Raw genomic sequence first — 13,167 nt, 5'->3', positions numbered from 1 at the left:
CCTTCCTGCGCGGGCTGATCCGCCGCGAGCCCGAGCTGCTGGCGCAGATGGACGAAGCGGGATTCGACGCCGCGATGGAGGCGGCGATCGGCCGGCTTGATCCCGCCCGGCCCGCGCCTTCGCTGCGGCAGGCGCGGGGGGGCGTGGCGCTGACGGCGGCGCTGGCGGATCTGGCGGGCGACTGTCCGCTGGAGAAGGTGACGGCGGCGCTGACCCGCTTTGCCGACACCGCGCTGGATTTCGCCATCACCAGCGCCTTTGCCGAGCGCGAGCAGGCGCCCGCCGGCCTGACGGCACTGGCGCTGGGCAAGATGGGCAGCTTCGAGCTGAACTATTCCTCTGACATCGACCTGATCTTCCTGCACGAATCCGAAACCCTGCCGCGTCGGGCAGGGGAAGATCCGACCGAGGCGGCCGTCCGCATCGTGCGGCGGGTTTCCAACCTGCTGAGCGAGCGGACCGGCGACGGCTATGCCCTGCGGGTTGACCTGCGGCTGCGGCCGGACCCGGATTCCACCCCATCCTCCCTGCCGCTGGGCGCGGCCGAACATTATTACCAGTCGCAGGCGCTGGCGTGGGAGCGATCCGCCTTCATCCGCGCGCGGGCGGCCGCCGGCGACATCGCCATGGGGCAGGCCTTCCTGAAGGCGATCGACCCCTTCATCTGGCGGCGCAGCCTGGATTATTCGGCGCTGGCGGAAATCCGCGAGGTATCCCACCAGATCCGCGACCATTTCGGCGAGGTGGAAAAGCTGGGGCCGGGCTTTGACCTGAAGCGCGGGCGGGGCGGCATCCGCGAGTGCGAATTCTATGCCCAGGTGCACCAGATGATCTTCGGCGGCCGCGATCCTTCGCTGCGCGCCGGGGCGACTGTGGAGGCCCTTCGGGCGCTGGCCGCAGCCGGGCGCATCGGGGCGGAGGAGGCCGAACTGCTGGCCGAGGCCTATCGCCATTACCGCACCATCGAACACCGCATCCAGATGGTGGGCGACCAGCAGACGCACAGCGTGCCGAAGCAGGCGGCGGAGCGGGCGCAGGTGGCGGGCCTGTGCGGCGAGGCGAACTGGCGCGCGGTGGAGGCCGCGCTCGCCCCCCGGCTGAAGGCGGTGGCGAAGCTGTATGACCGGCTTCTGGAAACCGGCGAGGGGCAGCGCGGTCCGCGCCTGCCGCAGCCGGCGGCCGATGTGGAGGCCTGGGGCACGAAGGCGAAGCTGAAGGACGCCCGGCTGCTGGCGACGCTGGTGGAGGGCTGGCGGTCCGGCCGGCCCCGGTCGCTGCGCGCACCCGAAGCGCAGCGCGCCTTCGAAACGGTGATCCCGGCGCTGGTGCAGCAGGTGGGCGGCGGGCGGACGGGGCGGGAAGCCCTGCTGCGGCTGGACCAGTTGATCACCGCCCTGCCCTCTGGCGTGCAGTTCTGGCGGCTGCTGGCGGCGCACCCGGCGCTGGCGAAGGTGGTGGGCCGGCTGCTGACGACGACCCCGCTGCTGGCGGATGCGCTGGCAAAGCGGCCGAGCCTGCTGGACGTGCTGCTGGAGCCGGCGAGCCCCCTGCCCGATGCCGGTGCGGCGCGGGCGGAGCTGGCGTCGCTGTGCCGGGGGCTGGACGGCGAGCAACTGCTGGACCGGGTGCGGATCTGGACGGCGGAGCGCCGCTTCGCGCTGGGCGTGCAGCTGATCGACGGGACGGTGACGCCGGGCGTCGCCTCCCGCGAGATGGCGCACATGGCGGATGCAGCCGTGGGGTTGCTGGCCGATCATGTGACGGCGGAGTTCGCTGCGCGGCACGGAACGGTGCCCGGCGCGCGGCTGCTGCCGCTGGCGCTGGGGCGTTTCGGCGGCGGCCAGCTGACGGCCCAGTCTGACCTTGATCTGGTGCTGCTGTTCAGCGGCAGCCACGAGGCGCGCTCCACCGGCGAACCGCCGTTGTCGGCCAGCGCCTGGTTCAACCGGCTGGGGCCGCGCCTGATCGCGGCGCTGACGGTGCCGACGGCCGCCGGGCCGCTTTACGAGGTGGACACCCGCCTGAGGCCATCCGGCGGAGACGGGCTTCTGGTGGTGAGCCTGGACAGCTTCGTTCGCTATCAGCGCGAGGATGCCGGCGTGTGGGAGCAGATGGCGCTGACGCGCGCGCGGCCGGTGGGCTGCGCCCCCGAGGACGCCGCCGCCGCCGGGGCCGCGATTGATGCGCTGGTGACGGCCCCGCGCGACGCCGCCTTCGTGAAGCGCGAGGCGCAGGAGATGCGCCGCCACATGGCGCGGCACAAGCCGCCCGCTGGCCCGTTCGACGTGAAGCTGATGAAGGGCGGGCTGGTGGACATCGAGTTCATCGTGGCCGTGCGCGCGCTGCTGGCGGGGCGGCCGGTGCCGACGGGGCTGGAGGAGGCGGCCGCGCTGCTGGCGCCCGACCTTGCCGGACCGGCGCGGCTGATGAACGATATGCTGGTGATGCTGCGGCTGGTGCAGCCGCATGATGCGACGGCGGCGCCGGATTCGAATGCCGGCGCCCTGATCGCGCGCGCCTGCGGAAAGCCGAGCCTCGCCGCGCTGAAATCCGACCTTTCGGCCGCGCGCGCCGTAGTGGCCCGCGCCTGGGCCGAAACCTTTCAGGGAGACAAGCCATGAGCCTGGACGTGGGAAGCGCAGCGCCGGACTTCACGATGGAGACACCGGACGGGCAAGTCAGCCTGTCGGACTTCGCCGGGCGGAAACTGGTGCTCTATTTCTATCCCAAGGACGACACCTCCGGCTGCACGACGGAAGCGATCCAGTTTTCCGGCCTGCTCGACCGGTTCCGGGCTGCCGGGGCGGCGGTGATCGGCGTTTCGAAGGATTCGATCGCGAAGCACCGCAAGTTCGCCGACAAGCATGGACTGACGGTGACGCTGGCATCTGACCCGGAGGGCGCGGTGATCGAGGCCTATGGCGCCTGGGTGGAAAAGACCCTCTACGGCCGGAAATATATGGGGATCGACCGATCCACCTTCCTGATCGGGCCGGACGGGCGCATCGCCGCCATCTGGCGCAAGGTGAAGGTGGCGGGCCATGCCGACGCCGTGCTGAAGGCGGCCGAAGCCCTTTGAGCATGGCGGCCGCCGAAACCCTGCGCGACGCCTGTGTGGAGGTGCTGCTGACCGCCGGGGCGGACGCCAAGGCGGAAGCCGCGATGCGGCTGAACCTGCGCTGGAAGGCGGGCGTGATATCGCTGAGCGAGGCGGGCGCGGCCGTGCCCGACCGCCCGGCGCGCCCAGCCCGGCCCGCGCTGCTGCCGCCCGCCGCCATGCCGAAGCGCAAGCGCGCCGGATCACCCCGCGCGCGCTTTGCCCTGCTGCATGCGCTGGCCCATATCGAGCTGAACGCGATCGACCTTGCCGTCGATCTCGTCGCGCGGTGGGGCGCGGGCATGCCGCCCGCCTTCACCGGCGACTGGCTGCAGATCGCGGATGAGGAGGCCCGGCATTTCATGCTGTTGCAGGGCCTGCTGCGTGGCGCCGGGGGCTGTTATGGCGACCTGCCCGCCCATGACGGGCTGTGGGAAGCTGCGCTGGTGACGGCGCATGACCTGGAAGCCCGGCTGGCGGTGGTGCCCCAGGTTCTGGAAGCGCGCGGCCTGGATGTGACGCCTGTGATGATCGAGCGCTTCGAGGCGTTGGGCGATGCGGCCGCAGCAGCCGTTCTGGCGCAGATCCTGGCGGACGAAATCGGCCATGTGGAAGCCGGGAATCGCTGGTTCCGCAAACTATGTGCCGAATCAGTGTCAGAACCTTCGGCCCGGTTCCGGGCGCTGGTGGAACAGCATTTCCGGGGCGCCGTTAAGCCGCCGTTCAACGACTCGGCGCGTCGGCAAGCCGGTCTGACGACGGATTGGTATGCAGCGCTTGGCCTGCCCGACAGCGCCACTAAACGGTAACCATCCGTTGGCGTTCCTGCATCCGGGCGACCGGGCCGGGCACTGAAACGGGGCCGAAAAGTCATACTGAACTGAAGCCATAACGAACGAATGCCGCAAAGGTTTCGTGGGTCTGGCGCGAAGGGTCAAAAAAGGAAGCAGATGCCGATCGTTGTGAAACGTGCCGCAGAGCGCGCCGCAGCATCGTTGCGTTCGCTTTTCCCTGAGCGGCGAATCCTGATCGAATCCGGAGATGGGCACCGTTCGATCAGAATCGGGACGCACGCACAGCTCATGGGACTTGGCACTGCCGCAATGATCGCCGGGTGGATGACCGTTTCCACCGTGAACGGCGTCGCCGCCGACAAAGCCGCCGACACGCAGGCCCAGGCCGATCTGGCCCGCATGGCCGCGCAGGTTCAGGCGCTGAAGGCCGACACCGCAGCCCTGAAGGGCACTGTCGCCACGACCGCCGAGCGCATCGAGGCGCGCCAGCAGTTTCTGGATGCGCTGCTGACGGGCAAGGCCCGCGGCGCGGCGCTCGCCGACCTGCTGCCGCGCACCACCCGCAAGGTTTCCGCCGAAGTGGCTGCGGCCGCCGGCGTTCTCGCCCCGTTTGCAGCGCTGGAGCAGAAGCAGCTCGCGCTGGTGGACAAGGCATCCGCCACCGCCGAAACCCGCCTGCGCGACGCCGAGGCGCTGATCGGCCGCCTGGGCCTCAATCCGGGCCGCTTCATCGCCCAGTCCGCCGGACGCTTCACCCAGACGGGGCTTGGCGGCCCCTACATGCCGGCCGGCAATGTGGCGGGTGGTACCGACCCGCGCTTTGCCGAGCTGTTCGTGAACTGGCAGCGCGTGGAGCAGCTGGAAGAAGCGATGGCGTCGCTGCCCTCCTTCGTGCCGGCCAAGAGCTACACCCTCACGTCCAGCTACGGCGTGCGCTATGACCCGTTCAACGGCCGGGCCGCGCAACATGCGGGGCTGGACATGGCCGGTTCGCATGGCGAACCGATCTTTGCCGCGGCCGCGGGCCGCGTCGTCCGCGCCGGGCGCTTCGGCGCCTATGGCAATGCGATCGATATCGATCATGGCCGGGGCATCGTGACCCGCTATGGCCATCTTTCCAGCATCTCCGTGACGGAGGGCCAGCGGGTGGGCATCGGCGAGCGCATCGGCGGCATGGGCTCCACGGGCCGTTCCACCGGCACCCACCTGCATTATGAAGTGCGGATCGACGGCCAGCCGGTGAACCCGCGCCCCTTCATCGAATCCTCGCGCTATCTGCTGGCCTACAGCCAGGAAAAGGCCGGGCCGGAGATGGGCTCGGCCCAGTAACCGACAAGCTTGAATCGACGGCCTGCGTCGCCGCGCCCTTGCGAGGGGGCGGAAGCAGGCCTAACTCTGCCACTTATGGCTGGCATTTCCCTCACCCCTTCTGCTGCCGCCCGCGTGGCCGCGATTGCCGCCCGGCAGGGCCGTGCATCCGCCCGGCTGCGCCTGTCTGTCGATGGCGGAGGGTGCGCTGGCTTCCAGTACCGGTTCGAGCTGGCCGATGCGCCTGCGGACGACGATGTGGAAGTGACGACGGATGGCGTCGGCCTGCTGGTGGACAGCATGAGCCTGCCGCTGGTCGAAGGATCGGTGGTGGATTTCGTGGAGAATCTGGGCGGCGCGGCCTTCCAGGTCCGCAACCCCAACGCCGCGTCCAATTGCGGCTGCGGCACGTCCTTCTCCGTCTGACGACCGGGTGAAGTTCGCCACTTTCAACGTGAACGGGATCGGCGCCCGTCTGCCGCGCCTGCTGGAGTGGCTGGAGGCTGCGAAGCCCGATGTCGTGGGCCTGCAGGAAATCAAGACGGAAACGGATCGCTTCCCCCGCGACGCCATCGAGGCGGCGGGATATCAATGCCTGATACATGGCCAGAAGGGCTTCAACGGCGTCGCCATCCTGTCGCGCCAGCCGGCGGAAGAGGTTCAGCGCACCCTGCCCGGCGACCAGGAGGATGTGCAGTCCCGCTGGATCGAGGCGCGGATCGGGGATGTGCATTTCGCCTGTCTCTATCTGCCGAACGGCAATCCGGTTCCGGGGCCGAAGTTCGACTACAAGCTGGGCTGGATGGACAGGCTGAACGCGCGGGCGGCCGAATTGCTGGCGTTGCAGACGCCCGTGATCCTGGCCGGCGACTGGAATGTCTGCCCGACAGACCTTGACCTCGCCCGGCCCGACATGATGGCCGGAGACGCGCTGGTGCAGCCGGAAAGCCGCGCCCGCTTCCGCGCGCTGGAGACGGCTGGCTGGACGGACGCCATCCGCAGCCACCGCCCGCATGCGCCTTGCTACAGCTATTGGGACTATCAGGCCGGCGCCTGGGCGAAGAACTGGGGCCTTAGGATCGACCATCTGATGCTGTCGCCCGCAGCGGCGGACCGCATGACGGATTGCGGCATCGACCGCGAGGTACGCGGCGCCGAACGCGCGAGCGACCATGTGCCTGTTTGGGTGGAACTCGCCTGAAGCCCCGGCGGGCCTGACAACGCAGGCGCGCCCAATCACCCACAGATATCCTTCTGCGGGGGGCTGGCGCTTTGATCGGATCTGGTGGAAAAATTCGGTGACGGTGGCGTCCGCAGGGTCGGAAATCGGACGCCACCGTCACCTCCGTCATGCCCGGGGGAGGGCCCGGACGTGCCGTGACTGGTTGGCCTGGAGAGGCGCTGGCTTGTTCGCGCCGCTACCTCACCGCCATGACCTGCTTATGGGCCATGGGCGCGGCAACGGACAATCTAGGATGATTGATATACGAACAGTTGATATGCCTCTATCCTTTCAATTCAATAACTTACCTCCTATATCAAGCCGCATTCCTGGAAGCTGATGTAGCCTTTCCGGCCGATCACAAGATGATCGAACAGCGCTGCATCAATGGCTTCCAGCGCTTTTCTGATGCGCTTCGTCATCTGGATGTCTTCCGGCGAAGGCGTCGGATCGCCGGAGGGATGGTTGTGCACCAGCACAACCGACGAAGCCGAAAGCTCCAGGCAGCGCCGGGCGATTTCGCGCGGATAGACATGGGCGAAATGCACCGTGCCGGAGCCCATCACCTCGATCCGGATCAGCCGTCGGCCGGCATCCAGGAAGGCCACCCGCACCTGTTCCACCGCAAGATGCGCCATCTCGGAGAACATCGCCTCCGCCAGTGCAGCCCCGCCATCCACCGGCAGGCGATCCTGCGCGCCGCGTTCGAGAACGACGCTGATCGTTTCCCGGATCAGCTTCAGGATCGCGATACCGTTCGTATCAGCCCCCAGCTGGCGCAGCCGCTCCTCGCTGGTGGTCAGCACGGAGCCGAGCGAGCCCTGTTCCTCGATCAGGCGGTCCGCCAGCTTGGGCATGGACTGGCCTGCCGCCAGCAGCCGCATCAGCAGCCACCTGTCGCGCGGCTCATGCTGGCTTGCGGCCCTGAGGCCCGCACCCATCGACGGCGCGACACGGAGTGCATTAGCCGAGGCCATGACGTGCCCTCGCTTCCAGCCAGGTTCCCGCGATCAGCGCCCCCAGCACGGGGAAGGTCCAGATCGCGAGCGCTTCGGCATAGGTTGCCGGCAACATCACGGGCGACTTGGCGGCTGCGAAATGCACGGCAACCGCGCACAGCTGGAACCCCGCCGCCCAGATGGGCCAGAAGGACCGGGAGATCATCGCGATGCCAAGCAGGGCCATGAACAGCCCGATATCGACCGCGACGATCCCCATTTCCGGTTCGGCATAGCTGTGGGCCTGGAGAATGGGCGACACCAGCGCCGCCGCGACAAGCGCCAGCGCGGCCAGCCGTTCGTCGCGTCCACCCAGCCACCACGCCATCACGAGGGCGGCAAGCATCACGATCAGGAAGATTGCGAATAGCATGCTCATGCTGCGTCAACTCCGTTGAGATCGAATCCCCGGATCATGTCCGCTGCCTGCCGCCCTGCGCCCGTGGATCAGGCGACCGCCTGAACGGGGCGCAGCTGAGCCTGGTTCGGATAGGCCGGCTTGTTCGGATCGACACCGAAGCCGAACGGGCCGATGTGGAACTGGTCGCGCACTTCGGCGAGCGCTTCATGGGCGCGAACCATCGCCTCGCGGGCCTGGTTCAGCAGCGTCATCGCCTTGATCGCCTCGGACAGGGCATCCTGGCCGACGCAGGCGGCGAACTTCGCTTCCTGGCGGGCTGCCGGCATCATCGCGACGAAATTTGCGACCTGGGTGAGCGCGCCATCGATCGAATCTTCCGAAGCATAGAGCGAGCGGGCGACCTGAAGAGCGACTTCCTTGCGATGCTTGGCCATAAGTAATCTCCTTCTGCCGCCGGGATACGGGGCAGTTTCCCTAACCAGAGAGATTGAAAATTCAGGATCGAAGCAAAGCTAGAGCTTCAATTCCTGTCAGGAATACTCCGAATGCCAGCATGGTGACCACCAGGATGCCGACAACTCGTTGGGATGGGCTCAGGTCATTTGAGCCCCCCCAAAGTCGGAGTGACGGCTGACGGAAGGTGAACCCAGCCGGCGGGACTGCTGTCCACACCGCGCTGTCTGAAACGACAGCAGCGACCGGTTGCGGAGCAGCCGTGAGTTCGGCTGCCGCCTGCCCGGCGTGTATCGGTTCGAAATGTTCAACATCTGCGTCATCCCCGGCATCTTCCGGTTCTGGCGTCTGTGTCACAATCCGCGACGATTGATATGCGAATGGCTGATAGGTCTCAGCCTGCATTGCGGCACGATAGATGATCGCAGCCTCGCGGCGGCTGCTGACACCCAGGGTCTGGATCGCGCCCCTCAGGCGCGCATCGACTGTATGGCGGGAAATGCCAAGCTGGCGCGCGATCTCTTTCGAGGTCGCATGATCGTCGACAAGGTCAAGGCATTCGCGTTGCCCGGCAGTCAGCCGGGCGACTCGGGCTGCGAGATCCACGTCTGCCATGCGTGAAGACGCCACTGCGACGGTCCTGCCTGTTGTTTATCCAATGCGACTCGAATCGCAAAAGACTGTTGCCTGCGCGATCCGGCGACTCGATACCACAGTCTCAGCCCGGGGCCATAGACTCGTTAATGCCGCACGGACCTTTTCGGACCGATCAATCGGTCAGTTCGGCTTCATAGATGCGATAGGTCTTCGCAACCTTTGCCCCCACGGCATCGGCAATGGAGATCATCGGGCCGTTGTCGTCGAGGATCCAGCCGATCTCCGCCCAGCTTGCCCCATGATTCGCGACGCCCGTGCGCCGGACATATTCGATCATCATGAACGCAAGCAGCGAGGCCGTCCGGGTGGACTGAAGTTCGGTGCGGACCCCCATCAGCGGCACGCGGAACCATGTCGTCTGCGGATTGCGCAGGCGCCACAGCAGTTTCGCCCACCCGAACGGCAGCAGCCGGCCATCCAGATCGCGGGTCAATTCGTTGATATCCGGCAGCGACATCATGAAGGCGACGGGTTCGCCATCATATTCGGCGATCAGCACCTGATGCGGCAGCACGATCGGCTTCAGCTTCTTGCCGACATGCGCCACTTCGGCATCCGTCAGCGGCACGAAGCCCCAGTTGTTGCCCCAGGCCTCGTTCAGGATGTCGAGGATGATCCGCGCTTCCGAATCGAACCGCTTCAGATCGACGGGGCGGATGCGGATGCGCTTGTTCTTCTCTCCGGCGGCCACGATGCGGTTCACGACTTCGGGGAACCCGTCGGTGACCTGCACGTTCCAGGCGAACAGGTCCTTCACGCCCTGATAGCCCGCGGCCAGCACATGCCGTTCATAATAGGGCAGATGATGACCCATCATCACCTTGGGCGGGGTATCGAAACCGGCGACCAGCAGGCCGGGTTCATCCCAGATGGAAATGCTGATGGGGCCCTGCGCCCGTGTCATGCCCTGGGCGCGCAGCCAGGATTCCGCCGTGCGAATCAGCGCGGAGGCGACCTCCGCGTCGTCAATCGTCTCAAAGAGGCCCCACTGGCCCAGCCCCGGCCGGCGCTGCTGCACGAGATCACAGACCTGTGCCGAAATGCGGCCGACCACTTTGCCGTCGCGTCGGGCCAGGAAGAATTCCGCCCGGCCATGCAGGAACCATGGGTTGCGCTTTGGCCCCGAGATCAGGGCGTGCACCTCGTCCTTCAGCGGCGCGCGCCAGTTCGGATCATTGGCGTAGAGCGTCCAGGGAAGATCGACAAAGGCGTTCCGGTCGGCCCTGGAGCCGACCGGGCTGATCTCCAGCGCCATTCAGGCCGCGTCCTGGCGGCTGCGTCCGTTCTCGTTGGCGGCCGCCCGCTTGCGGGGGTGGCCCTTCGCGACCCCACCCGACATGTCGGACACCCAAGGGTAATCCATCGCCACTTCGTCGGTGTAGCCCAGGTTGAACACGGTCGCCGACTTCGCCGGGCGATCCTCGCGCTCATACAGGGTGCCGAACAGGCGATCCGGCCAGAAGCTGGTGATGCCGAAATTGCCGTTCTCGTCGTGGAAGTGGTGCGCCATGTGGCGGCGCTTCATTTCCACCAGCAGCGGGTGCTTCGGCTTGTAGCTGAGATGCTGGATGCAATGGGCGAATTCATAGAGGCAGGTGACGATAAGCCCGGTGGCAAACGCAACGGCCGCGCCGCCCATGCCGCCGATCAGCCAGCCCACGGGAAGCACGGAAATCGCGATGGTGGGAAGCGTGGTGTAGAGCGCGCCGAACAGCACCTCCAGATGGTTCGGATCCTGATGGTGATCATAGTGGATCCGCTTCCAGGTGCGCGCCGTGAGCGGGGATTTGTACATCCACTGGCTGTGCAGCACATAGCGGTGCAGCAGGTACCAGATCAGCGGATAGGCCAGCACGGTGAAGGCCGCCGCCGCCGCGCCCGCCGCAAGGCTGGGCGGATTCCACACGGCGACCGCGATCGACGCTGCCGCCAGCAGGAGATAGGCCTGGATCGCATAATATTGGAAATAGGCGACGACGAGTTCCCTCAGCGTCATCCGATCCAGGAAATGGGCGCGGTTCCAGATGCCCGGGCGCTTGGTGTGTTCAACGAACAAGGGTCTGCTCCGATATGACTCAACGCCTGCCAGTTAGGCGGGCAATGCGGCAAATGTGGGACGCGGCATGGCCGAAGCAAGGCGCGCAGCGGCTGCGACAGCCTGCCGCGCAGGGGCGTGGACGAGCCCTACTCCTCGGTTCGGAACAGCACGCTTTCGCCCACCAGCAGGAAAAGCAGGAAGGGCGCCCAGGCCGCGGCCCAGGGCGGATAGGTGCCGAAATCGGCCATCGCCATGGCGAAATTGTCGGCCACGAAGAAGGTGAAGCCCAGGGCAAGGCCGGCAACCGCGCGGATGAAGAGCTTGCCGGATCGCGCCAGCCCGAAGGCGGCGACAGACCCCAGGAGCGGCATCAGCACGGCCGACAGCGGCCCGGAAATCTTGTGGTTGAGCTTGGCGACCAGCTGGTCCGTCGGCTTGCCGGCCTCTTTCAGCGCCCGGATTGCTGGCACCAGTTCCCAGATCGGCAGATGATCCGCGTTGACCCCCTGCGTGGTGAACTGCTGCGGCGTCGCGGGCGAGATCAGATCCTGCCGCGCCATGGTTTCCAGCCGCCCGGTCGACACCTCGAACCGCCGCACCATGCTGAGAGTCCAGCCGCGTCCGTTGGGCGACGCCTCCTCGGCGCGCACGATCTCCACCAGCCTGTCGGCTTCGCGGTTGTAGATGGTCACGTCTTTCAGCAGCGTCTGCGCGCCGGCCCCCTGTGCGGCGGCGGCATGCCACAGATCGTCTCCGGCCCGCACCCACACTTCCCGGCCGGTGCGGTTCTCGGGGGCCAGAGGCCTGTATTCATTGGCTTTCCACCGATCATATTCGGCATTTGCCCGCACCAGGACGCGTTCGTTGAAGGCGAAGTTCAGCACCGCGATCAGGAAGCCCGCCAGCATCAGCGGGGCGAGGATCTGGTGTGCGCTGATACCTGCCGCCTTGAAGATCGTGATCTCGCTGTTCTGGTTCAGGGTCATGAAGGTCAGCAGCGTCGCCAGCAGCACCGAAAAGGGCAGGAACAGGGCAATGATCTGCGGCATGCGGATCGACACATATTTCCACAGCTCCGCCTCTCCGTTGCCGGGAACGGCCAGGATGCGGGCGGATTCGCCCAGCAGATCCAGCGTCATCAGGATCAGCGCCAGCCCCGCCAGGAAGGCGAAGGTGCGCATCACGAACATCCGCGCGGTATAGAGCGCCAGCGTGCGCGAGGGGAAAATCCGGTTAAGCATCATCGGGCCGCCTGCGCTTCGGGCTCGTCCGGTTCATCGGGCACCAGGCCGATCTTCGCGGCCGGCTTCTTCAGCCCCTTGAACAGGCCGCCCAGCTTCTTGAACAGCCGGTCCACCGCGCCGATCGGCTGCCCGCCGGGCTTGTGCGCCAGCACATGATAGAACCAGACGCACATGGCCGTGAACAGCACGAAGGGCACCCATTGCGCCAGCATCGGATCCACCCGACCGATCGCGCCCATGCGTTCCCCATATTCCGAAACCTTGTGATAGGTGACGAGGATCACCACCGACAGGAACACGCCGATCGCCGAGGTGGACCGCTTCGGCGGAACCGCCAGCGCGACGGCCAGCAGCGGCAGCACGAACATCACGATCCACTGCACCATGCGGCGGTGGAAGGCGGCGGACGAGGTCTGCCGGTCCTCGGCCGGGGTGCCGGGATCGCGCATCTGGGCCCAAAGCTCGGGAATGGTGCGTTCCAGATTCTCCGACCCGCGCGACCGGAAGCTTCCCATCGCGGGCAGGTTCACGGGCAGGTCGTGCTGCACGAAGGTCAGCACCCGCGGCGTCGCCGTGCCGGGCGCATCATGCACCAGCGTGCCGTTCTTCAGGCGCAGGATGATGATGTCGGGATCGTCCGTGATCAGGAACTGCCCGCGCGCCGCGGAAACGGCGAGCGAGCGGCCGTCGGCCTGGGCCGCGCGCACGAACACGCCGCGCAGGTCGGACCCCTGGTCAAAGCTCTGCTCCACCCGCAGCGTCGTGCGCTCCGCGATGCGGGTGAATTCGCCCACCTTGATCGAGGCACCGAGCGCGCCGGACCGAAGCTCGAACCGGAGGCCTTCATAGGCATAGCGCGAATAGGGTTGCAGGAAGCCGACGATGCCGAAATTGATGAGGGCGAAGATGGCGGCCAGGATATAGGGCACCCGCAACATCCGGCCATAGCCGACGCCCACCGAATTCAGCGCGTCGAGTTCGGACGAGAGGGCGAG

At 66.8% G+C, this 13,167-nt stretch carries 14 protein-coding genes; 6 read left to right on the top strand and 8 right to left on the bottom strand.

Annotated features, from left to right (window positions below; genetic code table 11):
* The 6 genes from glnE to xth form a co-directional block, all read left to right on the top strand.
* Nucleotides 1-2,621: bifunctional [glutamate--ammonia ligase]-adenylyl-L-tyrosine phosphorylase/[glutamate--ammonia-ligase] adenylyltransferase (gene glnE / locus ACE3O8_RS10120; RefSeq protein WP_374389361.1), on the top strand; the 2,621-nt coding region annotated here is incomplete at its 5' end.
* On the top strand, nt 2,618-3,079 hold the full coding sequence (locus ACE3O8_RS10115) for a peroxiredoxin (protein ID WP_374389359.1): 462 nt from the start codon (nt 2,618-2,620) through the stop codon (nt 3,077-3,079). The genes glnE and ACE3O8_RS10115, both read left to right, overlap by 4 nt.
* Nucleotides 3,080-3,081: 2 nt before the next feature.
* The gene (locus ACE3O8_RS10110) at nt 3,082-3,906 is read left to right on the top strand and encodes a ferritin-like domain-containing protein (RefSeq protein WP_374389357.1); all 825 of its coding nucleotides are present in this window, start codon (nt 3,082-3,084) and stop codon (nt 3,904-3,906) included.
* Between the two features lie 90 nt (nt 3,907-3,996).
* Nucleotides 3,997-5,220: a peptidoglycan DD-metalloendopeptidase family protein gene (locus ACE3O8_RS10105; RefSeq protein WP_374389355.1), complete on the top strand. Its 1,224-nt coding sequence runs from the start codon at nt 3,997-3,999 to the stop codon at nt 5,218-5,220.
* Between the two features lie 75 nt (nt 5,221-5,295).
* On the top strand, nt 5,296-5,625 hold the full coding sequence (gene erpA, locus ACE3O8_RS10100; protein WP_374389353.1) for an iron-sulfur cluster insertion protein ErpA: 330 nt from the start codon (nt 5,296-5,298) through the stop codon (nt 5,623-5,625).
* Between the two features lie 7 nt (nt 5,626-5,632).
* The gene (xth, locus tag ACE3O8_RS10095) at nt 5,633-6,400 is read left to right on the top strand and encodes an exodeoxyribonuclease III (protein WP_374389351.1); all 768 of its coding nucleotides are present in this window, start codon (nt 5,633-5,635) and stop codon (nt 6,398-6,400) included.
* Between the two features lie 332 nt (nt 6,401-6,732).
* Here the strand turns inward: xth and ACE3O8_RS10090 are convergent, their stop codons facing one another.
* From ACE3O8_RS10090 to ACE3O8_RS10055, 8 genes are all read right to left on the bottom strand, one after another.
* The gene (locus ACE3O8_RS10090; protein ID WP_374389349.1) at nt 6,733-7,362 is read right to left on the bottom strand and encodes a RadC family protein; all 630 of its coding nucleotides are present in this window, start codon (nt 7,360-7,362) and stop codon (nt 6,733-6,735) included.
* Between the two features lie 22 nt (nt 7,363-7,384).
* On the bottom strand, nt 7,385-7,798 hold the full coding sequence (locus ACE3O8_RS10085; protein WP_374389347.1) for a hypothetical protein: 414 nt from the start codon (nt 7,796-7,798) through the stop codon (nt 7,385-7,387).
* 68 nt (nt 7,799-7,866) lie between these two features.
* The gene (locus tag ACE3O8_RS10080) at nt 7,867-8,214 is read right to left on the bottom strand and encodes a hypothetical protein (protein WP_374389345.1); all 348 of its coding nucleotides are present in this window, start codon (nt 8,212-8,214) and stop codon (nt 7,867-7,869) included.
* Between the two features lie 61 nt (nt 8,215-8,275).
* Nucleotides 8,276-8,848: a LuxR C-terminal-related transcriptional regulator gene (locus ACE3O8_RS10075; protein ID WP_374389343.1), complete on the bottom strand. Its 573-nt coding sequence runs from the start codon at nt 8,846-8,848 to the stop codon at nt 8,276-8,278.
* 154 nt (nt 8,849-9,002) lie between these two features.
* Entirely contained in the window at nt 9,003-10,145 is a 1,143-nt protein-coding gene (locus tag ACE3O8_RS10070; RefSeq protein WP_374389341.1) for an N-acetyltransferase, read from the bottom strand.
* A complete protein-coding gene (locus tag ACE3O8_RS10065; RefSeq protein WP_374389363.1) occupies nt 10,146-10,886 on the bottom strand; it encodes a sterol desaturase family protein in 741 nt (246 codons plus the stop codon).
* Nucleotides 10,887-11,074: 188 nt separating this feature from the next.
* A complete protein-coding gene (gene lptG / locus ACE3O8_RS10060) occupies nt 11,075-12,169 on the bottom strand; it encodes an LPS export ABC transporter permease LptG (protein ID WP_374389339.1) in 1,095 nt (364 codons plus the stop codon).
* Nucleotides 12,169-13,167 (bottom strand): LptF/LptG family permease (locus tag ACE3O8_RS10055; protein ID WP_374389337.1); only part of this gene is annotated, 999 nt, incomplete at its 5' end. The genes lptG and ACE3O8_RS10055, both read right to left, overlap by 1 nt.

The sequence above is a fragment of the Sandaracinobacter sp. genome (assembly GCF_041909755.1).
GTDB lineage: Bacteria > Pseudomonadota > Alphaproteobacteria > Sphingomonadales > Sphingomonadaceae > Sandaracinobacteroides.
This window is presented reverse-complemented; position numbering and strand designations above follow the sequence as displayed.